The 23,192-nt window shown below is 57.3% G+C and carries 15 protein-coding genes; 11 read left to right on the top strand and 4 right to left on the bottom strand.

From position 1 onward, the window contains the following. Nucleotides 1-181 precede the first annotated feature (181 nt). The 3 genes from RCJ00_RS08550 to RCJ00_RS08540 form a co-directional block, all read right to left on the bottom strand. The gene (locus RCJ00_RS08550; protein ID WP_316221383.1) at nt 182-2,506 is read right to left on the bottom strand and encodes an ABC transporter permease; all 2,325 of its coding nucleotides are present in this window, start codon (nt 2,504-2,506) and stop codon (nt 182-184) included. A gap of 56 nt (nt 2,507-2,562) precedes the next feature. Further along, the gene (locus RCJ00_RS08545) at nt 2,563-3,282 is read right to left on the bottom strand and encodes an ABC transporter ATP-binding protein (protein WP_316221382.1); all 720 of its coding nucleotides are present in this window, start codon (nt 3,280-3,282) and stop codon (nt 2,563-2,565) included. 65 nt (nt 3,283-3,347) lie between these two features. Next, nucleotides 3,348-3,791 (bottom strand): IclR family transcriptional regulator, encoded by a 444-nt coding sequence (locus RCJ00_RS08540; RefSeq protein WP_316221381.1) that lies wholly within the window; start codon nt 3,789-3,791, stop codon nt 3,348-3,350. A 152-nt stretch (nt 3,792-3,943) separates the two neighbouring features. Between RCJ00_RS08540 and RCJ00_RS08535 the strand changes: the two genes are divergently transcribed. The 9 genes from RCJ00_RS08535 to RCJ00_RS08495 all read left to right on the top strand — a co-directional run bounded on the left by RCJ00_RS08535 (nt 3,944) and on the right by RCJ00_RS08495 (nt 18,121). Beyond that, nucleotides 3,944-5,185 carry a sigma-54-dependent transcriptional regulator gene (locus tag RCJ00_RS08535; protein WP_316221380.1) on the top strand — a complete coding sequence of 414 codons (1,242 nt, stop codon included), beginning with the start codon at nt 3,944-3,946 and terminating at the stop codon, nt 5,183-5,185. After that, complete coding sequence (locus RCJ00_RS08530; RefSeq protein ID WP_316221379.1) at nt 5,175-6,428, top strand: sensor histidine kinase; 1,254 nt, start codon at nt 5,175-5,177, stop codon at nt 6,426-6,428. Before RCJ00_RS08535 ends, RCJ00_RS08530 begins: the two co-directional genes overlap by 11 nt. Nucleotides 6,429-6,997: 569 nt before the next feature. After that, a complete protein-coding gene (locus RCJ00_RS08525; RefSeq protein WP_316221378.1) occupies nt 6,998-9,856 on the top strand; it encodes a TonB-dependent receptor in 2,859 nt (952 codons plus the stop codon). A 200-nt stretch (nt 9,857-10,056) separates the two neighbouring features. Then, entirely contained in the window at nt 10,057-10,776 is a 720-nt protein-coding gene (locus tag RCJ00_RS08520) for a FadR/GntR family transcriptional regulator (protein ID WP_316221377.1), read from the top strand. A gap of 380 nt (nt 10,777-11,156) precedes the next feature. Next, a complete protein-coding gene (locus RCJ00_RS08515) occupies nt 11,157-12,518 on the top strand; it encodes a M24 family metallopeptidase (protein ID WP_316221376.1) in 1,362 nt (453 codons plus the stop codon). Between the two features lie 10 nt (nt 12,519-12,528). Further along, entirely contained in the window at nt 12,529-14,700 is a 2,172-nt protein-coding gene (locus tag RCJ00_RS08510) for a penicillin acylase family protein (protein WP_316221375.1), read from the top strand. 495 nt (nt 14,701-15,195) lie between these two features. Next, complete coding sequence (gene dgoD / locus RCJ00_RS08505) at nt 15,196-16,365, top strand: galactonate dehydratase (protein WP_316221374.1); 1,170 nt, start codon at nt 15,196-15,198, stop codon at nt 16,363-16,365. Between the two features lie 5 nt (nt 16,366-16,370). Further along, entirely contained in the window at nt 16,371-17,108 is a 738-nt protein-coding gene (locus RCJ00_RS08500; RefSeq protein ID WP_316221373.1) for an SDR family NAD(P)-dependent oxidoreductase, read from the top strand. After that, entirely contained in the window at nt 17,105-18,121 is a 1,017-nt protein-coding gene (locus RCJ00_RS08495; protein WP_316221372.1) for an aldose epimerase family protein, read from the top strand. Before RCJ00_RS08500 ends, RCJ00_RS08495 begins: the two co-directional genes overlap by 4 nt. Nucleotides 18,122-18,186: 65 nt before the next feature. Here the strand turns inward: RCJ00_RS08495 and RCJ00_RS08490 are convergent, their stop codons facing one another. After that, on the bottom strand, nt 18,187-19,623 hold the full coding sequence (locus tag RCJ00_RS08490) for a sugar porter family MFS transporter (RefSeq protein ID WP_316221371.1): 1,437 nt from the start codon (nt 19,621-19,623) through the stop codon (nt 18,187-18,189). 354 nt (nt 19,624-19,977) lie between these two features. Between RCJ00_RS08490 and RCJ00_RS08485 the strand changes: the two genes are divergently transcribed. Both RCJ00_RS08485 and RCJ00_RS08480 read left to right on the top strand, forming a co-directional pair. Then, entirely contained in the window at nt 19,978-22,128 is a 2,151-nt protein-coding gene (locus RCJ00_RS08485) for an alpha-galactosidase (protein ID WP_316221370.1), read from the top strand. Nucleotides 22,129-22,143: 15 nt separating this feature from the next. Continuing rightward, nucleotides 22,144-23,157 carry an SIS domain-containing protein gene (locus RCJ00_RS08480; RefSeq protein WP_316221369.1) on the top strand — a complete coding sequence of 338 codons (1,014 nt, stop codon included), beginning with the start codon at nt 22,144-22,146 and terminating at the stop codon, nt 23,155-23,157. Nucleotides 23,158-23,192: the final 35 nt, after the last annotated feature.

Below are 23,192 nucleotides of genomic sequence, written 5' to 3'. Positions count from 1 at the left end.
ATTGTATTTAAAATTCAAATTTGCAAATAAAAATTATAACGATAAATAATTTTCGGAAATCTGATGCAATTTCGGCGCAGTTTCAAAATAGTTTTTGTTATCAAAAGGGAATTTCGATATTTCGGAATGTAGGCTGGCTCAATAATAATTTATATATAAAAATAATGCTTCGATTTCGCGTTTATTCAGGGTTTCTAAGGGGGCTGCTTGACCTGGCGGGTTCGACCAGAGCCGTGTGAATTACCAGCGTGCCGAAGGCGATGAGAAAGGTGCTGGCGCTCGCAAGAACGAACGTCGGCCAGGCGGGGCTTACATGCAGGGCGAAAGTACCAAGCCACGAAAAGGCGACAAGCCAGGCCAGCGGCCCAGCCACAATGTTCGCTATCACTAACGGACGCAGATACGGTTTTAGCCGCAACCCAATCAGATCGGCCTTGCTGGCGCCGAGGGCGTTTCGGATCGCGATTTCCTTACGGCCCGTCCTGTAAATGTGGATGGAGAGGCCTATCAATCCAAAAATGGAAACAGCCACCCCTATAACGGACAGCAGCCCGAACACATACCATTGTTGATACATATCGGCATATTCGGTGTGAACGTAATCGGAATAAAACCGGGCATCCATTGGACCCGCTCTCGGATAAGTCTGCAGCCAGATTTCGCGAATATGGCCGAGTGCTGACGCTTCGGCCCCGGGCGTGAGTTTGACACTCAAGCGGTTAAAGAATGCAGACTGGTTGTCGAATATCATTGGTGGTGCGGGGTCGCGAATATTGGCCAGGCGTATGTTATCAACTACGCCGATGATTTTTGACGAGAGATCTCCCGTGTCGCGCGCGAGATTTATTTTGGCTCCGATGGCGTCGTGAGGTTTACCAAAGCCTAATGCTTGCAGGGCCGCCCGGTTGATAATCACTTCGCGAGGGGGCGTAAGCGACGGACTGATGGTTGTGAAAGTGCGGCCAGCCAAGGGTTTGATGTCGTAAAAATCGAAAAAATACGGATCGACGGATTGTCGCTGGGCTTGGATGATCCGCCCATCGCCTCTGCGTATCCAATCAGGCCAAATGTCGCGTTGCTCCGGAAGTCTGCGAGAATAGGTAGCGTTTTCAACACCCCTTACGGAAAGCAGGGGGTGTCTCAGGCGTACATCGGCCGGTACGTCTGAGGCGGTATTTATGAGCAGGACGCGGTTTGCCTGATGATTTAGCCCGTCGCTCGTCGCGAACCGCCATTGTCGATAAACGGTATGGGATGTCGTTAACAATAAGATCAACAACGAGAATCGCGTGATCGTCCAAAGCGAGCGCGACAGGGATGCGCCGCCAATTGAAGGTGTAGGATTGCGGCTATGACGCGGATGCGCCGAGGCCAGTGCCAGAGCGGGATAGATGGCGCCCAGCATAGCTAGGCTGAACCCGACCGCCAGGCTTCCGAGCAGAAACCAGACCTCAGACCATGGCGACCGGCCAACGCGCATTATTGGATCGAGCATGGGCAGAAAGCGCTCTACCCCGGCTGCAGCGAGCGTCAGGGAAAGGCAGACCAGGATGCCGGCTTCAACCAAGATTTGTAAAAAGATATGATGAGTTTCAGCACCTAAGGTCTTGCGGATGGCCATCTCGTGACGACGTTCGTCAATTTGTAGCGTCATCAGCTCGCTGAAATTGACAACAGCTAGCACGACGATGAGAACGGCGACCGCGATCATGGCCACAATTGTGTCGGGGTGACCGCGCGCCGCAATGGGCGAATCGGCCCGGGGCAGAAAGTGAAGCTGGGTCAACGGAACGATTTCAAATTTCGTTGGATGTTCGCGAGAGGACACACCGTTGCGTGATGCCAGCAAGGTTAAGGACTTTGTCGACAGCGATGTGCCAGGCTTAAGGCGCACAAATGTCAGGCACGAGGTCCAGTTCCACTCCGGATGAGAGTCGAGAATGGAAATCATGCTGTAGCTGGACTCGCTGGAGATGAAAATCTGGTTTCCGAAGCTGGTATTGTCCGGAAAATCAGCGAGTACCGCCGTAATTGTTACCTTCAGCCAATCGCTCAAGACTACCGTCTGCCCGACGACGTCTTCGCGTCCGAAAAAGGTGCGTGCCATTTTCTGCGTCAGCACCATACTATCCGGTTTCTGCAGGGCTTTGCTCAAGTCTCCCTTCACGGCGCTGAATCGAACAACATCGAAAAAATTTGAATCTGCCCAATAGAAGGACTGTTGCGTGACGATGTGTGGCGTTCGCATCGGCCACTCGGCTGTTACAAGGCGCGATACGGCCTCTATCGAGGCGCTGTCGTGCTGCGGCCATTTCGCCATGCCTGCTGGCGATTGGTCGCTGCTTATCTGGTCGCCGGCATCGGGTGTATAAAGGGTTCTGAGAAGGTAAATCTGATCGGCGCCGGGAATGAAGCGGTCAAAGCCCAGTTCGCTTCTGACCTCCAGCGCAACGATGAATGCGGCGGCGAATCCGACAGCAAGCCCAAGAATGTTCAGCAGGCTCATACTCCAGTAACGGCTCAAAATCCGAGTGGGTTGCCATAAGCTCCGCACCAAGAGAATCATGACAGGCGCCGGCGCGTGAATTGAATTCTGCCGTCCAGCATTTCCACGATGCGCTCGGCCTGATCGGCCTGGGCTGGGGAATGGGTAACGATGACTAGCGTGCAGCCTTCGGCGTGAACGGCTTGCAGGATATTGAAGATTTGTGCGGCATTCTCCGAATCCAGATTACCGGTCGGTTCGTCGGCCAGAATGATGGACGGCTTTCCAACTATGGCACGCGCGATGGCGCAACGCTGCTGCTGACCGCCGGAAAGCTGATTGGGGAGATGGCGCGCCCTGTGCGCGATACCGACAAGGTCCATAACCTCTTCAACGCGCTCGTCAACATCGATGTCCGGCCGGCGGCGGTACAGCAGGGCCAGCTTGATATTTTCATAAACGCTGAGGCTGTCGATCAGGTTGAAACTCTGAAACACAAAGCCGATATCAAGCGCACGCAGCCTGGCAAGGCTGCTGGAGGTGGCGTTTGCCATGTCCTGGCCACGAAATGACAGGCTGCCGGTTTCCGGACGATCGAGCGTGCCCATGACGTTGAGTAGGGTCGACTTGCCACAGCCTGACGGGCCGCAAATGGAAACGAACTCACCGCGCTCGACGTCCAGGGTGATGTCGCGAAGCGCTTTAACGCGCCGCCCCGCCGTTTGGTAGGTGAAATTGACTCCCTTTAAGCGAATTAAGGGTCCAGTCGAATGCGTGGTAAAGCTTTGTGGTGGCAAATGGAAACCCGGGGGAGAGCGCGAGGCGCATGGCGTCGCCAGCTTAGTACAGGCCTTGCAGTAAGTTAAGCCACCAATGCATGTGTGATGGCGGACGCGCTGAGGTGCTTCGCGGCAGCCATCATGGCATCACGGCATTGTTCAAGGGGGGGCGCGCCGCGGCGCTTTATGTAGGGCGCGATGAGCAGCGCAACCTGTTCGCCTGCCTGGAACACCGGCGCGTAGAAATCTATCACATCTGGCAGGGAAGGGTTGGGTTGTTGACCCGCTTGGGCAACACCGTCGACGGTTGCTGGAGCTTGATATACGAGACCGACAGGCATGTTTACGTAGAATGAAGTCGATGGCGCGCTTTGAAAGACGACGCGGAAGCCATTCTCCTGGCGCACGGCGAGGTGGCAGGATTGTTGCAGTTTTTCGGCCAGCTGGTTCAGGACCAATGTAGCGGTTGCCGCCATGTCCTTATCAGCCATACGAAAGAAAGCGGTGTGCCTTTGGGCGATTGTCATGTGATGCTTCCTGCCGACGATCTGTTTTATCTCTTCTTTTTTTACAGTTTAGCCGATTTTGACAAATTTGCTAACCGGCGAAATTCATTTGACTTTTTGTCATATTGGGTGAACTTTCAGGCCCCAGTTGTCCGAACTGTCCGGAATCGTACATGCCCGAAGCGCGCAAAACTCTGCTTTTTGTCGATGATGACGCCGACATTCTCAAAACGGCCGACCTGTTGCTAAGCAAGGCAGGCTATGGCCTGCTTACCGCGTCCACGCCGATGCAAGCCTACGCGCAGCTGTCCGTCCAAGCCGTCGATCTGATCCTCCTCGATCTAAATTTCTCCCACGCGCAGACCTCCGGTGAGGAAGGTCTGGTCTGTTTGCAGGAATTGCGAAAGTACGCGCCGGATGCGCCGGTGCTGGTAGTGACGGGGCACAGCGGATTGACCGTCGCGGTCCGCGCCCTAAGGGCCGGTGCCAAGAATTTTATCATGAAGCCGTGGAGCAACGACAAGCTGATCGCAGCGATAGAAGACGCGATCGCCCAGGGGCGCCAGCCACCTCCCGTTAGGCCAGGTTTGACGTCAGAAACGTCGCCGGTTTCAGATGCGGAATTCATTATTGGCGATACCGAGGCAATGGTGCGGATTAAGGCCCTGGTGGATCGATACGCACCCCTGACGGTTCCGGTGTTTCTGTCAGGTGCGTCGGGAACGGGCAAGTCCCACATCGCCCGCGCCCTGCACAATCGGTCCGGTCGAGCCCATATCAAGGTTGTTGAGGCAGCATCGGTATCGACGATCAACATGGATATGCTGACAGACGCGACCCTCATTCTAGAGGCAATTGAGCGGCTCGATGCCGAGTTTCATCAGGTGTTGCTGGATTGGCTGCCAATTTTCGAGCATCGCAATGTGCGAGTCATCGTGACTTCAGGGCGCGCGCGCGCGGATCTCGATTTGCCGCGTGGATTGATTTATGCCCTCAGCACGCTTGAAATCAACATTCCGACATTGGCAGAACGTAGTGGCGATGTCGGTGTTTGGGCTGAGCATTTTGCCAGCCAGTGCGCGTACAGGTTAAATCTGACGCGTCGCACCTTGACCCCGGAGGCGATCGCACATCTGAAAGCCGCCGTATGGAACGATAATCTGCATGCGCTGCGGCAAGTCATGGAACGGGCTGTTATAGAAACTGACGGCCCTGTTCTTGGCCCTGGTGATCTGTGTACGCCCACGACTGATGATGTGGACCCCAAGATTGCCACCTTGAGTTTGGAAACGACAGAAAAGTTCGTGGTCGAGTCAGCTCTGAAGCGCAACAATTTCAACGTATCTAAGGCTGCCGTGGAATTGGGCGTGACCCGGCAGGCCCTCTATCGTCGCATGAGTCGTCATGGTCTATAGGCAGGCTATCATACGGCTGGTCTGTGTATTAGGTGTGGCGGTGGCCGCCATCTTTGCCTTTTCGTCGGCGCGCGATCAGATGTGGGCCAACATGGCCTTAGGTCTTTTGGGGCTGGCGTTGAGTTCCAGTGTGCTTCTGATGACTGGCGAGGATAGGGCGCGCCATGACGCGCCCATCGTGCCGCTTAGCGTCCGGCCTGAGATACAGCCGCAACCCTTCTCTGCCATGTTGGATCAGGTCCCGATCCCTTTACTTAGGTTTATCGAGGGTGAGGGCTTTTACGCGTTAAACCTTGCGGCCAGGCGCCTTTTGAGCGTCGATGATTTTATCAGCGAGCCTCCGGCGGCGCTTATGACGGCGGTCACGCGCGCCGAAAGGGGTGCTCGTGCGTCAATCCCGCTTTTTGACAGTGTTTACGCGTTGGGCATAAGTGAAGTGTCGTTTGAGGGGCGCAAAGAGAGATTTATCAGTCTGACAAACATCCAGGCCGAGGTGCGTATTGCCGAAGCGACGGCACTGGGCGACACCCTCAGGGTCATCAGTCACGAGATCATGAACTCACTGACCCCTGTTGCCTCCCTTGCTGAGACGGCTCAGCACTATCTTGAAGATGAAACGTCCGAAGGCATTCAATCTGCCAGAGAGGCGCTAGCCTTGCTGGACAGACGGGCGAAGGGCCTGAAACGTTTCGTCGAAGGATACCGTTCACTTGCCCGCTTGCCGCAACCGGTGCCACGATGGGTAGATGTCAAAAGCTTCGTCATGGATGTGGTGCGTGTCTTTGAGCGAAGTGCCGTGGCCCAAGGCGCTGTCATAAGCCTGCAACTGGAAGAAGGAAGCTTCGCCTTCGATATGGACGAAGCTCTTATGGCGCAGGCTATGATAAATGTCCTTACCAATGCTGCCGAAGCGACGCGCGAAAACAAGGGGCCGCGTCGTGTCCACGTCACCCTGCAGCGCCTGGAACATGATGTGGGTATAACGGTAGCGGATAATGGGATTGGGATAGAGGCCGCGATGCGTGAGCGCATTTTCCACGGCTTCATAACCACCAAGCCTGAAGGCGCCGGTATTGGCCTGTCCCTCGCCCGCCAGATTGCATTGGCTCACGGAGGGGATCTGCGTCTTCAGGATCGGACAGCGGATTGGAGTTCGGCATTTTTGTTCAAGTTGCCGCTAAGGGGCCGTGAGGCCGGGGGCGGGACTCAATTGGCACCCCGCGATGAAAGCCGCTGCGAGTAATAAGGCCGATAGACGTATGTGCTCGTATGTCGCGGGGTGCGACCCAAACTACGTCTTTCAGCCGGCCTTGGTCTCCTTTCGTAGAGAGCGACACAAGCATAGTACCATGCGCGGCTTTTAGGGCCAGCGCAGTTATGCGTGTCACGGCAGATATTCAGGTCGCGTAAGTTAGGTAACCCCTCAGAACGCGTCTTCCGGGTGCCCTAAAAGCCGCACACGGTGGTAGGCGTTGGAGTCCCGGCGCGAGCGACCATCATCCTGCAGACCTGGCCTTTGCCATCCTATCCAACCAGATAATCGCCAGACCAGAAGCTGACGTGCGCAATCCGTCATGCGCCAGTATCTGTTTGCAATATGTGGCGCGCCTGGATGATGGACGGAGGGTTTCGAATGGAAGTCGACACTGCTGCGGTCGATATGTCGGAAAAGCAATAAATTCCGATCGTGTCGAACTTGACACCAAAAGATGATATATATATTACATATGTAGGGCGGGTGTTCGAGGTCTGGCGCCGCTTTTGTCAACTTCAAGCCAATCGTTAATTGGTAAATCAAAGAGAGGGAGAGATATGCGGAATAAATTTCTAAAGGGGACGAGCGTCTTGGCGGTTGCTGGTGCGTTGTCATCGGTGGTCGTCCCAGGTATTGCCAGCGCGCAGGCACAAACGCAGGCGCCGGCCAGCGATGATCAAGCTGTAGAGGTGGTCGTTACAGGTATTCGCGGAAGTCTCTCCGCTGCCGCCCGTAACAAGCGCCAGGCCGTGGTGAGCCTTGATTCCATTACGTCTGAAGATTTGGGCAAGTTCCCGGACGGTAACGTGGCAGAATCCTTGCAGCGTATCCCGGGCGTATCCATCGACCGCAGCCTGGGCGAAGGCTCGAGCGTAACTGTTCGCGGTTTTGGTCCGCAATTTAACAACGTCCTTCTCAATGGTCGCAGCATTGCAAACGACGGTGGTGGTCGCGGCTTCGGCTTTGATAACATCGCTGCCGAATTGATCAGCGGCGCCGATGTTTATAAGACCTCGCGGGCCTCGATCCCCGAAGGCGGTATCGGTTCAACCATCAATCTGAAGACGCCGCGCCCGCTTGATATCGGGGTAACGAAGGGTGTGGTGAGTCTTAAGGCGCACAACGAAAGCCTCAGCGGCAAGACGACGCCTAGCGCCTTCGCACTCTACAGCACCACCTTTGATGACGGTAAGATGGGCCTGATGGTGTCCGCCTCCTACCAGCTGCGTGACGCCCGCGAGGATTCGTTCAACGTCAGCGGATATGTTCCCAATGACTCTATCGGAACCCAGGCGGGGCAAACCAACGGTTATGGTCCCAACGTCAATCCGAACGTTCGTCTATTCACCAATGTTCGCTTTCCCCGCAACTATAACCTCAATCTGAGTGAACAGCGCCAAGAGCGGACGGGCTTTACGGCCACTTATCAGTATCGGCCCAGTGAAGACCTCACCTTTACCGCAGACGCCCTTTTCAGCCGTTACAACATCAAGCGGACGGTCGCCACGGGCGCCTTCTTCTTCCTTGAAGACCAGGTCCGCACGGCGGCCATTGACGCTAATCGTGATGTGGTCGAGCAAACAGAGAACGGCCAGTGGGACATGGTTATGCAGGCCTATCCCCGCAAATCCGACACAACGGCCTTCGGTGTAAACCTGGATTGGCGGCCCAGCGACAAGCTGACCGTTGTCGGCGATTTGTCGACCTCAAAGGCAAGCAACACAGGCGGGTCCGGCTCCTACTATGTTGTCGTCGGCATCCCGACCAATATTAGCTGGAAGCAGCCGGCGGACGGCAGCCTGCCGCAACTTGAGGTTCTGGGTGCCAGCATCTCGGACCCAAGCAACGCCCGTGCACACTACGCAACGCGCGGCGGCAGCAACACCTCGACCTCAGTTGATGAAGGGCGGCTTGACGCAACCTACGTCGTTGACCGCGGTGTGTTCAGCTCGGTCCTGTTTGGCGTGGCGTTCAACAATACGCGCAAGGACAACGAGTCTTACGGCATCGGTGACGCCTATTGCACCTATTGCGGCTATCCGGTGGTCTTGCCGCAACGGTTCCTCACCCCTCTCGACTTAGGCAGCGATTTCCTGGGCGGAGGCCTTGGCGCCAATGCGCCTTTGAAGTTCTTCTCCTTCGATGGTTTGAAATTGTTGGATTATCTGGGTTCGCCGGAAGCCTTGGCGCAACTGGATACCTACTACGGTCGCGCGCCGGGTTCGGTGGCGGCTCAACTTCAGGCGAATGGCGGCTACACGCTTAAGCGTCAGCCCAGTTCCTACTGGGTCGAGGAGAACACAAAGTCCGCCTATATAGAGGCCAACTTCGCGGGTGAGGCGGCGGATATGCCTTGGTCGCTTAATGTCGGTGGTCGCTATATCAGCACGAAGGTGCGCGCGGCGGGATCGGACCGGCAGCTTGTCGATATCAATTGGATATCATTAGGCAACCAGACCCCTGTCTATGCCAGTGCGACACCCGTTGAGCGCACGGTTGAGGCCAGTTACAGCAAATTCCTGCCCAGCCTCAATTTCAAGCTCAACATCACCTCACACCTGCTGGCCCGTTTCGGCGCTTCGGAAACGCTGACGCGCCCCAGCCCCAGCGACATGCGTCCGAACACTTCGATCGATGACGCCCGTCAGGGGAACATGCTCGCCAGCGGCGGCAATCCGGCGCTGAAGCCTTACCTGTCCAAGAATCTGGACCTGTCGCTTGAGTGGTACCCGAAGAAAAACTTCAATATGGCCATGGCGATCTTCAGCAAGGATGTCACCGACTTTATCGATTACGGCGTCGCGTTGGAATCCTTTACCATCACCAATGCACAGCGCCTGGATACGACGAGTGTCATTAACGGCAATACCCACCTCGCCGACCCGGCCTTTACGGCAACAACCGCCAGCTTCCTGACCCGCCGGCCGCGCAACCTGGCCAATACTCGGGCGGAAGGTGTGGAACTGTCGGGGACCTATAGCTTCGACTTCTTGCCAGGCTGGTGGAGCGGCTTTGGTGTGACCGCGAACGCGACCTTGGTTGACAGCAACGCCAAGGTGTCGAGCGCGTCACAGGTCGCCGGGCGTACCTTTGCCCTGCCGGGCTTGGGTAACTCGTATAACCTGATAGGATTCTATGAGAAGGGCCCGATCTCGGTTCGGTTGGCTTACAACAAGCGTGACCGCTTCCTGTCCAGCCTCAGTGGCGATGGCTCCGGCGGGCCGGTCTTCACCCAGGGATACGCACAGTTCGACATGCGTGCCTCCTACCAGATCAATGACCGCGTCGACGTCTTTGTCGAAGGCACCAACCTGACCAAGGAGCACCTTATCCAGAAGGGATATTACGACGCGGAGCTGCTCAGCGACAATCTGGATGGCGCCTTCTACAACGTCGGGGTCCGCATGACCTTCTAATACCCTTCGTCTACTTCTCCTCCCGTGACGACTGTACCTCGCGGTGCCCTAACAGGCACCGCGCTTTTTTTGAGGGCAGGCCGTCTAAGCCGCTTGATTTCGCGAAATTTCTGAGTTTGGCATTTCTATCATCAGCCAGGTCTGTTACGAGTCACGGTCCGGCTGTATGCTGGAGATTGCAGGATTTATAGGCACGACATATGCGAGCAAGGCTGACCCCAACCAACCTGACACAGTCTATCGTTCAAGACCTGGGTGTGGAGATTGTCACCGGGAAGTACCGTGACCAGGTGTTCCCAAAAGAGGTTGAACTTTCGCAGCGATATAACGCCGCACGGACGGTGACGCGCGAGGCGGTCAAGATGCTGACGTCGAAAGGCCTCTTGTCGGCGCGCCCCCGTCAGGGCACCCGTGTCGAACCGGAAGACCACTGGAATCTTCTGGACCCGGAAGTTTTGCGCTGGCTTCTCGAACGTAATTTTTCTCTGGGTCTGCTGATAGAGTTCACGCAGATTCGGTTGAGCGTCGAACCCGGCGCCGCGGCCCTGGCGGCCAAGGTGGCAACAGGCGAGCAACGGGCGGCGATCAACAGCGCCATCGGCCGAATGTTCGCGGCGGAGCGGGGCGAAGATGATGCCTTGACGTCGGATATCGACTTTCATGTCGCCGTCCTCCAGGCCAGCGGCAACCGCTTCTACCGTCAGATGCGTGAGATGATTGAAACCGCCTTGCGTTTCAGCATCAGAAAAACCAATGATTTTAAAGGTGTGCGACTTGCCAGCGTCGTCGACCACAAACGCGTCGCCGATGCCATCTTGGCCGGTGACAGTGCCGAAGCTGAAACCCGGATGCGGGATCTAATTCAAGGGGCCCTGGACTTAATGATTAAGGTTCAGGCCGATCAGAATCCTCAGCGCTAGGTAGCATTGCTTCCTAGGGCCGCACGCCCGATAAGGGCCATGGCCCGCCTAAATCACATTCACGACGCCGACAACGCCCGTATCGGACGGCGCTTAACTGCGCCTTCGGTTCAGGTGCGTGCCATGCGCCGACCGGCGCCGATTAGGTCGTCAAACCTTCACCTTATCAGTCTCTATTCGGGCGTTCGCTGACACCCGCGTCACATTTGTGATTGACAAGGCGTGGAGACGTCTGCACATGTATATGTAATATAAGTATTAATATTTAACTGCCGCCCTTTGACCAATTGTGTTCGATATGTGTCGCGACGCCGGCCCGCTTCTGCAACGTGACGCCATGCGTCCAAATTCCATCAAACCCGTCTCTACAAGGCGTAAAAATGACTGTTGAACTTGCTCCCGTGTCTGCTCCTGATTTCGGGCTGCCGCTCGCAAAACCGTCCATTCCAGTAGAGACCTACGATTCGCGGTGCCGGGACGCCTATGTGCGTGCGGCCTGTGATTGGGTTGCGGTCTATGCGGATCGTGAACACTTTTCCAACATCGCCTATCTGTGCGATTTCGAACCGCGATTTGAAGAAGCGCTTCTGATGCTGGGGCCAAATGATTGCCGGGTGATCATCACCGGCAATGAATGTGTTTCGTTCGCGCAGGCCGTTACGCGCCTCTCGACTTTTGACGTGAGGCTTTGCCAGGCGATGAGCCTGCCGGGCCAGGATCGCAGCCAAGCGCCAAGTCTGACGGCCGTGTTGCACGACATCGGTATCCGTTCCGGACACAGCATAGGGCTTGTGGGGTGGAAGCCGCCTGCCACGGAGGTCGGGGAAGATGCCGGCTTTTTCTTCCCGTCTGTCTATGTCGATGCCTTGCGCCGGATAGCGGGGGATGCCTCGGCAGTTGTTGACCGAACCGATGTCCTGATGCACCCGGAACAGGGGCTGCGGGCCACCGTAGACGCCGACCAAATCGCCGCCTTCGAGTGGGCGGCTTCCCGCGCGACAGCGGCCGTTTGGCGCATCGTGACGAATGTGAGGGAAGGGGATAGTGAATTAGAGGCTGCTGCGCGGATGGCCTATGCGGGTGAGCCGCTCAGCGCGCACGTCATGCTGGCTTCGAACAACGTGTCGGGGCCGGTGGTCGGATTGCGCAGCCCCACGGCGCGCCGGCTGTCGCGGGGGGATGGCGTGACCACGGCCGTCGGCTACTGGGGCGGCTTGTCCGCCAGGGCCGGTTTGATCAGCGACGGGGACGATGCATTCCTGAAGACGGCGTCCGCCTATTTCAAGGGATTGGTCGCCTGGTATGCGGCTGTGGATGTCGGCGTCGCCGGACGCGACGTATTTTCCAAGGTTGGTGACACCTTGGCGCAGGGGGGCTTGGCCTCGATGCTCAATCCGGGACACCTCTGTGGTCACGAGGAATGGATCAATACCCCTATTCGACCGACGGGGGATTACCGTCTGAGATCTGGGATGGTTTTTCAGGTTGATATTATCCCGACCCCCATGCCGTTGGGATGGGCTTTGAACTGCGAAGATCCGGTCGTTCTGGCAGACGCCGACCTTCGGGCCGATATCGCCGCCCGTCATCCCGATGTTATGAGCCGGATCGACGCCCGGCGGACCTTCATGGCTCAAGCCCTCGGCATAGACTTAAGCCCAGCCATTCTCCCGCTCGGCTCGACGCCCGGATGCCTGCCGCCGTTCTGGCTAAAATCCGGACATCTGCTGGTAAATGCATAGGGAGGGGGCTGTGGGCGCGCATATTCCACCGAAAGGCCTTGTCCTCGGTCTGCTCTGCTCGGTTTTGAGCTGGCTCTGGCTGCCGGGCGTCAGCTCGGCTGCCATCCGCAATGTGACCATCACTCGGGATGACTGGGGCATCGCGCACATCCACGGCAAGACTGATGGTGATGCTGTTTTTGGCATGATGTACGCGCAAGCCGAGGACGATTTCGGACGCATCGAACGAAATTATCTCCAGGCGCTGGGGCGCACCGCAGAAGTGGACGGCGAGGCGGGCATCTGGACCGATCTACGTCAGCGTATGTTCGTAGACCCGGTGGCGTTACAGGCTGAATATAAGCGCAGCCCCGCCTGGCTACGCGCGCTCATGGAGGCATGGGCCGACGGCTTGAACACATATCTGGCCAAGCACCCGCAGGTCCATCCAAAAGTCCTGACGCATTTCGAGCCGTGGATGGCCCTCAGTTTCTCCGAGGGCAGCATTGGCGGCGACATCGAACAGATTCCGCTGAGCCGGCTGCAAAGCTTTTACGGTGGGACGCAATTGGCCTTGTCGGATATGGAGCGCGGCATTGCCTATCATGAGCCCACCGGTTCTAATGGGATCGCCTTGGCGCCGTCGCGGACGCGCGACGGTCATGCGCTTCTGCTGATAAACCCCCACACCAGCTTCTTCTTCCGCGCGGAACAGCAGGTGACGAGCGATGAGGGGCTGAACGTCTATGGCGCGGCGACCTGGGGGCAATTTTTTATCTATCAGGGGTTCAATGCATCGGCGGGATGGATGCACACCTCAAGTGGCGTTGACGCAATTGATGAATTTGCCGAAACCGTCAAGGCCCTGCCGAATGGTCGCTGGGCGTATCTGGATGGAAAGCGCTGGCGTCCCCTTGAGCGCCGCCGCATTACGATCACCTACCGCCTTCCCTCCGGCGAGAAGGCGGATCGTGCCTTTACCGTTTATAAGACCGTCAATGGTCCCATCATGGGGGCCGTGGAAGGCAAGTGGATAGCGGTAGGGCTCATGAACCGTCCCCTTGAGGCGCTTCAGCAGTCTTTTTTGCGCACCAAGGCGACGGATCTGGATAGCTTTTTAGGCGTCGCCAAGCTTCGCGCCAACTCGTCCAATGACACCATCTTTGCCGACCGGAAGGGCGAAATCGCCTATCTTCATCCCCAGTTTGTTCCCCTGCGCGACGATCGCTTCGATTACACCGGGCCCGTTGACGGTAGCGATGTGGCGACGCGTTGGAAAGGCCTTCATGATCTCGAAAGCCTGCCGCATGTCTATAACTCAAAAAGTGGCTACGTGTTCAACACGAACAACTGGCCATGGACGGCCGCCGGCGACGACAGCCCGCGCGCCAAAGACTATCCGCGGTACATGGACCAGGCGGGTGAAAATCCCCGAGGCCTCCATGCGGTGAAGCTCCTTCAGACGGCAGATAAGGTCTCACTGGAGGGCCTGCGAGATATCGCATACGATTCGTGGCTGCCCACCTTTGACAGGCTGTTGCCCAGCCTAGATAACGCTTTTAACGCTTTGGCACCGACGGACCCGCGCCGCGCCCGTTTGGCGGCGCCGATAAAGCTTCTGTCAGATTGGGACCGGCGGTGGAGTAGCGGCTCGCAGGCCACCTCCCTGGCCGTTTTCTGGGGCGAAGCGCTATGGCGCCGGGCGGCCACGCCCGCTGCTGCGTCCCGCATCAGCGTTTGGGACTACATGGAGCAGCGCAGTTCAGCCGAAGATCGGCTGGACGCCCTGTCCGAAGCTGTTGCCAAGCTGGAAGCGGATTTTGGCACATGGCGAGTCGCCTGGGGGGATATCAACCGCTTCCAGCGTAATGATGGCGAGATTGAACAAGCCTTTGACGACAGCAAGCCGAGCTACCCTGTGCCCTTCACCTCTAACCAGTGGGGGGCGCTCGCCTCATTCGGCGCCAAGGCCTATCCCGGCACGCGTCGCTATTACGGGACATCGGGAAACAGCTTTGTCGCCGTCGTGGAGTTTGGTCCGCGGATACGTGCCTATGCGATCAGCATCGGCGGCCAAAGCGGGCATCCCGACTCTGTCCATTTCTCGGATCAGGTCGATCGGTATGTCGCGGGTAACCTGCGTCCGATCTATTTTTATGCGGATGACCTCAAAGGGCATGTGGAGAAAATCTATTCACCATAGGACAAAATTGCCCAGATGGTTATAAATAATATAAATAATGTCGCAGCAAGGCGTTTGCCGTCAGAAAAAGGGCAGTATCGTATAGTATATGTTTAAAATTATTTTCCGGCTAAGTGTTTGCATTGATAGAAATTTGGGAAATATAAGCGCCAAAAGGCCGGAAGATATAATTTTATAGAATATTTTATTACGGCAAAGATTGATCAATGGGAAATGTATATACCCATTATATTTAAAATTTTGATGTCATTTATTTCTGTTAAAGCCGGGAATTTGTTGTTTATATTTAAATTTTTTCAACTGTTATTCTATATTCTTGGATTTCAAAAATTGCGACTGGTTAATGTCCGACGAGCGTCATTTATAATACATATATTGACGTTTGACCCGCCACATAATATTTGTTGATGGGCCAGGCCGCGTACAACGGGTGGAATGAAATGCGAGTTTTTTATGCTGAAATATAAGCAAAGTGCTGTTGCGGGGGAGACTGACATGGAGCGATTACAGGCCACACACCGGTCAAAAATCGTCCGTATCGAGACGTTCCCGGTTCCCCCGCGCTGGATGTTTGTGCGGGTTGAAACCGATGACGGTCTCATCGGTTGGGGAGAGGCCAGCCTTGAGGGGCACACAGAGGCCGTGGCAGGCGCCTATGCGGCCTTGCAAGACCGCTTTCTGGGCTTCGATGCCGACCGTATTGAGGACGTGTGGCAGACGGCTTATCGCTTAGGCTTTTATCGCGGCGGGCCGGTGCTGATGTCGGCCCTGTCGGGCCTGGATCAGGCCCTTTGGGATATAAAGGGAAAGCGGCTAGGCGTGCCTGTGCACCGGCTTCTCGGCGGGCAGGTGCGCGACCGGGTCGCCGTCTACGCCTGGATCGGCGGCGACCGCCCGTCGGATGTCCTTGATGCGGCGCGCGTGCGCATGGAGCAGGGGTTCAAATCGGTCAAGATGAACGCAACGGAAGACGCCGCCTGGCTCGACAGTCCGCGATCGTTGGACGGCGTTGCGCAGCGGCTTGCTGACGTCCAGTCACTGGGGCTGGACGCGGGCCTGGATTTCCACGGGCGGCTCCATAAGCCCATGGCCAAGCAACTCGCGATGATCCTGGAGCCTTTGCGCCCGCTGTTTATCGAAGAGCCGCTTTTGAGCGAGCATCCCGAGGCGATCCGGCAATTATCGGCTTTGACCCGCATCCCCATCGCCATGGGCGAGCGCCTCTATTCGCGCTGGGATATCAAACCCTTTTTGGAAGCGGCAAGCATCGATATTCTTCAACCCGATGTCAGCCATGCCGGCGGTATTTCCGAGGTCAGGCGCATGGCCGCCATGGCTGAGGCCTATGATGTGGCTCTGGCCCCTCACTGCCCCTTGGGGCCAATCGCTTTGGCGGCCTGCATGCAAATTGGCCTGGCAACCCCCAATTTCGCCATTCAGGAAATGTCGCTCGGTATTCACTACAATACCGATGGCCATGACCTTTTGGCATACCTGAAAAATCCTGAGATTTTCGATATCAGGGACGGTATGGTCGAGGCGATTTTGGGCCCAGGGCTTGGCGTTGTTGTTGATGAAGAGAAGGTCCGCGAGCTTAGCCGTGACTGTCCGCCGTGGCGTAATCCCGCCTGGCGGGGCCCCGATGGCTATGTGCGGGAATGGTGAAGATTATGCGATTTGCAGATAAGACGGCCATTGTGACGGGCGCGCTAGGCGGCATCGGACTGGCGTGCGCGCGGCGTTTGTCGGCCGAAGGCGCCAGCCTGGTTCTCGTGGACAGGGTGGTTGAGGGCGCCGAGACCCTCGCAGAAGAATTGCGCACCCTGGGGGCGCCCAAAGTCGTTTTCACGCGCTGCGATGTCGCGGCGGAGGACGATGTGGTGGCGGCGTGCAAACTGGCCGTGGAGCAGACCGGGCGGCTTGACGTTGTGATCAATGTCGCCGGCATGATGATCTATAAGTCGATCGCGGATCTGACGGCAGCGGAGTGGCACGAACTATTGGGTGTAAACCTGGTGGGGGCGGCCCTTTTCACGCGCGAGGCGTTCCGCCTGATGTCGCCGGGTGGGGCTATTGTAAATATCTCCAGTATTCACGCCGTCCAGACCTCGCCACTCGTGGCACCCTACGCGGCAGCGAAGGCGGCCCTTGCGTCTTTGACGCGATCCAGCGCCATTGAAGGCGCATCGCTCGGCATACGCGCCAATGCCATATTGCCGGGGGCCATCGATACGCCCATGCTGTGGGCCAGTCCAAATCTCAAGTCCGGTGCGGAAGTGCTGGAGGAGGGTGATGTCGGCTACCCGCATGATATTGCTCATGCTGCTGCCTTTCTGGCGAGCGATGAGGCCGCCTTTATAACGGGGGCCAGCCTAAATGTGGACGGCGGCCGGTTGGCCAAGCTGTGACGTCGCCTGTCTTTTTCGGTCGTCTGGCCGATGGCCAGGTGGTCCACAGCCTGACGTTAGCGGCGCCTGGCGGGCTGCATCTGGAGGTCATGACCTATGGGGCGACGATACGCAGCCTGAAAACCCCATCCGCCACGGGGCTTGTCGAGACCCTTATTGGCTTTGAGACCCTGTCCGACTACGAAGCGGATAAGACCTACCAGGCTTGCATTATCGGGCGGACGGTAAACCGCCTGCGAAAAGCCGCCTTTACACACGGGGACGGGGCGTGGCGGGTTACGCCAAACGAAGGACCGAACCATCTGCATGGCGGTGCGTGTGGCCTGAGCCGCCGAGTCTGGCAGGCCGATGCCCGGCCTTCGGATGAGGCGCCAATCGTATTGCGGTACGTATCACCGGCGGGGGAAGAGGGGTATCCGGGGAACTTGGCTGTCGAGACGACCTTGTCTCTGCCATTGCCGACAACCCTGCAGATTGACTATAGGGCCGTGGTCGATGCGCCGTGCCCCATTGATCTGACCCATCATCTTTATTTCAATCTCGACCAGGCCATGGGTGGCGATATCTCGAGCCATGTTCTGGGCATCCAAGGCGATGAAGTTCTTGAGGTCGATGACGCGTGTCTGGCGACCGGCTTGCGGTTGCCGGTCACGGACACGCTCTTTGATCTTCGCCATCCGACAGCCCTATCGGACGTGCTGGCGCAACAGCACCCGCAATTGACGAACATTGGCCTGAACCAGAGCTGGGTTCTGGAAAGGAGCGCCGCGCCCGCCGCCACATTGTACGCGCCGAAAGCGGGTCTCGGACTGGCGCTTCACACCGACCAGCCCTGTCTGCAAGCCTATGCGGGACTGTCGCGCGATGTCGCCGCGCACGGGGCGATCGCGCTCGAACCGCAAGGTTTTATCGATGCGGTAAACCAGCCGGCATTTCCGAGCCCCTGGCTCGCGCCCGGCCAAGTCTATCACCGTACCAGCCAATATAGATTTCAACATCCCAGCCAAGATTGATTGGCTGTGCCGAGTTAGCGGACCGCCCTCTACTTCGGTGTCAGAGGGCAGTCCACCTTTGCGGGCTATCGCTTTCCGGTCAGGCTGGCTTCAATCTCTTCCAGGGTTCTGCCCTTGGTTTCCGGAACGAACAGCGCGATAAAGATCACGCCCAGCAGACAGAAGGCGCCGTAGCACCAGAAGGTTCCCGCCGCACCGAGATGCTTATTCAGAATCGGGAAGGTGTAGGTGACGGCAAAGCAGGCAATCCAAAGCGCCGATACGGCAATCGACATCGCCAGGCCCCGGATGCGGTTGGGGAAAATTTCCGACAGCAGCACCCAGGTTATGGGGGCGAGAGAGGTCGCATAGGCGGCAATCACCGCAAGCGTGAGCCCCAGGATCAGCGGCCCCTTTATTCCCAGGAAGAAGGCGACACCGAGCAGGCCGTGTATCACGGTGATGATTGCCGTGCCCCATAGCATGAGCGCACGGCGCCCGAGGCGGTCCACCGTGAAGGTCGCGACCAGGGTGAACAGCAGGTTGATCGCGCCGGTAATCACAATGTTGAACATCACGCCGCTGAGGTCGTAGCCGGCGCCGCGATAAATTTCCTCAGCGTAGTTGAAGATGACATTGGTGCCGCTCCACTGCTGCAGCACCGCCAGGCCAATCCCCATCAAAACCAGACCGAAGACCAGTGGCTTGAAAAGGTCTCGCCAGGCGCCTTGTTCCGAGCGTTCGCGCGCAAGCATGCTGTCCACATCGCGTATCTCGTCCTCGGCATAGGCCGCGCCACCGATGCGCGTCAGGACGGCCTTGGCTTTCTCGGTCTGGCCCTTTTTCACTAGCCAGCGTGGGCTTTCCGGCACCAGGAAGGCGCAAAAGAAAAAGGTCAGGGACGGGACGGCAACCGCGGTGAACATCCAGCGCCAGCCGTATTGTCCTTGCCAGGACTCGCGGATCGTATCCGCCGTCGCGCCATCGGCAATATGACCGGCGATCAACAGATTGACGACCTGGGCGGCCAGTATGCCGACGACCACGGTGAGCTGATTGAGCGTGACCAGGCGCCCGCGCCATTGCGCCGGGGCGATCTCGGCGATGTAGGTGGGGGAGACATTGGACGCGATGCCGATGGCGACGCCCCCCAGAATGCGCCAGAGAATGAAGGTATCAAATGTATGTGCCCAGCCCGTTGCCACGGACGATATCCCGAACAGGGAGGCGGCGGCGATCAGGAGCTTTTTGCGGCCCAAGCCGTCGCTAAAAATGCCGGAGCAGATGGAACCGATCAGGCAGCCCAACAGGGCGCAGCTATTAGCCCATCCAATTTGCGCCTCTGACGTCAGGCCGAAATAGGGTTCATAAAATGGCTTGGCGCCGCCGATAACCACCCAGTCGTAACCAAACAAAAGGCCGCCGAGTGCTGCAATCGAAGAGATCATCCAGACGTAGCCCAGATTGAACTTGTAAGGCGATGTTGCGCCAACGGCGCGATCGTCCTTGGACACTATGTGCATATGCGCTGTAATCCCTGCAGAAGTTATTTATAAGTGGCCGCCGTCAGTGGTATGATGCGGCCTGCGCCACCCACCTTAGGGTCGATGCACTACAACGTCAATATATAATACATATATAGCGGTTGTCGCTCGCGCCATTTCAGGCAAGGCTGCGGAACTGGATCACAATCTATTGTGATTTCCATTGTGAATGAAAGACCTTCATTTTCCATGCCGACAGCTATTGACCCGTCATTTCACCTCTGCAATAGATATATGTAATATAAATAGGAGGATGCTATGGGTGTTTCGGTTATAAGCAGGCGAGCCACATGCCTCGGGCTCATGGGAGGGCTGGCGGTTGCGGCCTTGCCTATGCGTTCAACGGCCAGCGCAGGCTTTGACGCCGCCACCCGGGTGTTCCGTCTGGATGGCGATGGCGTAACCTATGCGTTCGGGATCGATAGCGCAGGCCAGGTGCAATCCCTGCATTGGGGTGGGTCGCTCGCTCTGGACGACCAGATTGCCTCCGCACCCAAGCCCTCGGACTATTCCGGCTTTGATCGTGCCAACTCCATCACGCCTCTTGAGTTCGCCGCCTTCGGTGGCGGCCTGGTGGTCGAGCCATCGCTTAAAGTCGCGTTCCCCAATGGGGTGCGCGATCTGGTCCTGAAATACCTGGATCATAGCATAACTGCCGACGGCATTACCCTGCGGATGAAGGACATAGCGGCCGAGGTATATGTCCAGCTTCGATACGGTATGGACAAAGCCACGGGTATTTTGTCGCGATCCGCTGTCGTGGACAACAAGACCAAGGATTGGATACGGGTTGACCAGATGGCGGCCGCCACGCTCAACCTGCCGTTCGGCGAAGACTACGAACTCAACTACCTCACGGGCCGCTGGGCGGCGGAATGGAGCCTGCAAAAGCGCCCGCTCGAAGCCGGCACGACCGTGCTGGAAAGCCGGTTGGGTATGACCGGTTCACAGAATAACCCCTGGTTGGCGGTCAGTCGCGAGGGGCTGACGGACGAAGACAGCGGTCCCGTATGGTTTGGCGCGCTGGCCTGGAGCGGCTCATGGCGTATCACGGTGGAAAAGGACATTGTCGGGCATCCCCGCATTACAGCGGGCTATAATCCGTTCGACTTTGCCTACCGCCTGAAACCCGGCGAGCGCCTCGAAACACCTGTCTTTTACGCCGGCTTCAGCAATGGCGGCATGGGTGGTGCGTCCCGCCGCATGCACCGTTTTCAGCGGACGGTTATCCTGCCGGGGGCGCCGGAACCCAAATTGCGCCCCGTGCTGTACAATTCCTGGGAGGCGACGGAATTTGCCGTCGATGAAGCGGGGCAAATCGCCTTGGCCGAGAAAGCCGCGACCCTGGGTGTCGAACGTTTCGTCATGGATGACGGCTGGTTCGGCCAGCGCAACAATGATCATGCCGGCCTTGGTGACTGGACCGTCAACCGGGACAAATTTCCCAATGGTTTGGCACCATTGATCAGCCGCGTTCGCGCACTGGGTATGGAGTTCGGCCTTTGGGTCGAGCCCGAAATGGTGAACCCGGATAGCCAGCTATACCGCGCCCATCCGGACTGGGTCATCAATTTCAAGGGGCGTCCGCGCACCGAAGGACGCAACCAACTGGTCCTCAACCTGGCGCGCACCGACGTGCGAGACTATGTGCTGAAATCGCTTGATCTGCTTCTGCGAGACAATGACATCGCATTTTTGAAATGGGATCATAACCGAAGCTGGTCGGAGCCGGGATGGCCGGAACGCGCGCCTGAGGATCAGCAGAAGCTTTACGTCGACTATACCAAAAACCTCTATTGGATACTGGCGGAACTGCGTCGTCGTCATCCGAAGCTGGAAATCGAGTCATGCGCCGGCGGGGGCGGCCGGGTCGATCTGGGAATCATACATTTGACCGATCAGATCTGGCCCACGGACAACACCGATCCGTTTGACCGGTTGAAAATGCAGGACGGGTTCTCGCACGCCTACATGCCGGGGGTGATGATGGCGTGGGTGACGGCGTCGCCGAACTGGGTCAACAAGCGCTCCACCTCCCTTGAATACAGATTCTTATCCGCCATGCAGGGGTGCCTGGGCATTGGCGACAATCTCAATCATTGGAACGCGGACGACTTTGCGACGGCGAAGCGTTTGGTCGCAGAATATAAGTCGATCCGTCAAACCGTGCAGCGGGGCGACCTCTATCGTCTCATTTCTCCGCAAGGGGGCTCTGAACGCTCGGCGACCCTGTCGGTAGCCGAAACGAAACGCCAGGCTGTCCTGTTCGCGTTCCTGCATTCCAGTTCCACATTCGACGAGACGCCGCTGATCCAGTTGCAGGGGCTCGACCCTGACCGCCGCTACACAATGCGTAGTATTGCCGGCGCGGTGGATGATGATACGCCCAAGGTCGCGAGTGGGTCCTATTGGATGAACCGCGGTGTTCGTATCCCCTTGAGAGGGGACTTCCAAGGCGCCGCGCTTGTATTTGAAATCGTCTGATAGAGGAAATTAGAGTTGACTATCCCCTTTGATGCCGCACGGTTTGCCCAATCTTTGGACGGCGCCGTTGCTGAACTGGATCGCGCCGCCGCCTACGGTTTGGCTGTCGCCACGGAGATTGACCGAATTTATTTTGTGGCGCCGGGCGCCCCGAACCGCATCATGCAAGGCCTACGATATTGGATCGAAAGCTTGAGCGCGAACGTCGAGGTACGCTGTTACTATCCTGCGGAATTTATGGCGATGAACCCGCCGCGCCTCGACGAACGCACGCTTGTCATTATGGCTTCGAAGTCTGGAAAGACGATGGAATCCGTTGCGGCGGCCAAATTTTTACAAGATAGGCCGTGTCGCAAGCTTGTGATTACCCAAGCCACTGACCGCCCTATCGCGCAATATATCGACACGCAATTTCTGCTCGGCGAAACACATGAGCCCTTCTATGGCGTATTCATGATCCTGCAGGCGCTGATTGGGGGCATCTTGGCGGGCAAGGACGCCTGGCCACACCTGCCTGCGCTGCTCAGCTCCCTAAAAGCGCTGCCGGCCGTGCTTGCCGATACGGTCGTCGGGCAGGACGCCCGCGCTGCCAAGGAAGCGGAAGCCTATAAGGATGATAGGCTTCTGTATCTTTTGGGGGCGGGGCCCATGTTTACAATGACCTATTATGTTGGGGTCTGCATTCTACAGGAAAGTCAGTGGATGCACTGTATTCCAGTAGAAGCCGCTGAATTATTCCATGGACCTTTCGAGGCCATAGATGAGACCGTTCCGGTTATTCTTATGCTGGGGGAGGACGCAAGCCGGCCGATCATCGAACGGGCTCTGGCGTTTTGCCAGAGATACACCCCCCGAACGATCGTGTATGACTCGCGTGATCTGGCCATGCCCGGTATCGATCCGATCATCCGCCCAATAGTGGCGCCCTATGTTTTGGGCATTGCGGTCGAACGCATCGCGGCGCACCTGGCGGAATTGCACGGGCAGCCATTGAGCACGACACGATATATGGGCAAGGTTCCCTATTGAATGCCACTGTGTTGACAGGTCTCATATTCCGGAAT

It is taken from the genome of Asticcacaulis aquihabitans (assembly GCF_032490435.1).
In the GTDB taxonomy this organism is placed as follows: domain Bacteria; phylum Pseudomonadota; class Alphaproteobacteria; order Caulobacterales; family Caulobacteraceae; genus Asticcacaulis.
This window is presented reverse-complemented; position numbering and strand designations above follow the sequence as displayed.

What these genes read in the sequence shown, in the direction of transcription:
- RCJ00_RS08515 (WP_316221376.1), top strand. Translation starts at nt 11,157, where the DNA reads ATGACTGTTGAACTTGCTCCCGTGTCTGCTCCTGATTTCGGGCTGCCG.
- RCJ00_RS08500 (WP_316221373.1), top strand. Translation starts at nt 16,371, where the DNA reads ATGCGATTTGCAGATAAGACGGCCATTGTGACGGGCGCGCTAGGCGGC.
- RCJ00_RS08520 (WP_316221377.1), top strand. Translation starts at nt 10,057, where the DNA reads ATGCGAGCAAGGCTGACCCCAACCAACCTGACACAGTCTATCGTTCAA.
- RCJ00_RS08530 (WP_316221379.1), top strand. Translation starts at nt 5,175, where the DNA reads ATGGTCTATAGGCAGGCTATCATACGGCTGGTCTGTGTATTAGGTGTG.
- RCJ00_RS08540 (WP_316221381.1), bottom strand. Translation starts at nt 3,791, where the DNA reads ATGACAATCGCCCAAAGGCACACCGCTTTCTTTCGTATGGCTGATAAG.
- RCJ00_RS08525 (WP_316221378.1), top strand. Translation starts at nt 6,998, where the DNA reads ATGCGGAATAAATTTCTAAAGGGGACGAGCGTCTTGGCGGTTGCTGGT.
- dgoD (WP_316221374.1), top strand. Translation starts at nt 15,196, where the DNA reads ATGGAGCGATTACAGGCCACACACCGGTCAAAAATCGTCCGTATCGAG.
- RCJ00_RS08485 (WP_316221370.1), top strand. Translation starts at nt 19,978, where the DNA reads ATGCGTTCAACGGCCAGCGCAGGCTTTGACGCCGCCACCCGGGTGTTC.
- RCJ00_RS08490 (WP_316221371.1), bottom strand. Translation starts at nt 19,623, where the DNA reads ATGCACATAGTGTCCAAGGACGATCGCGCCGTTGGCGCAACATCGCCT.
- RCJ00_RS08550 (WP_316221383.1), bottom strand. Translation starts at nt 2,506, where the DNA reads ATGAGCCTGCTGAACATTCTTGGGCTTGCTGTCGGATTCGCCGCCGCA.
- RCJ00_RS08535 (WP_316221380.1), top strand. Translation starts at nt 3,944, where the DNA reads ATGCCCGAAGCGCGCAAAACTCTGCTTTTTGTCGATGATGACGCCGAC.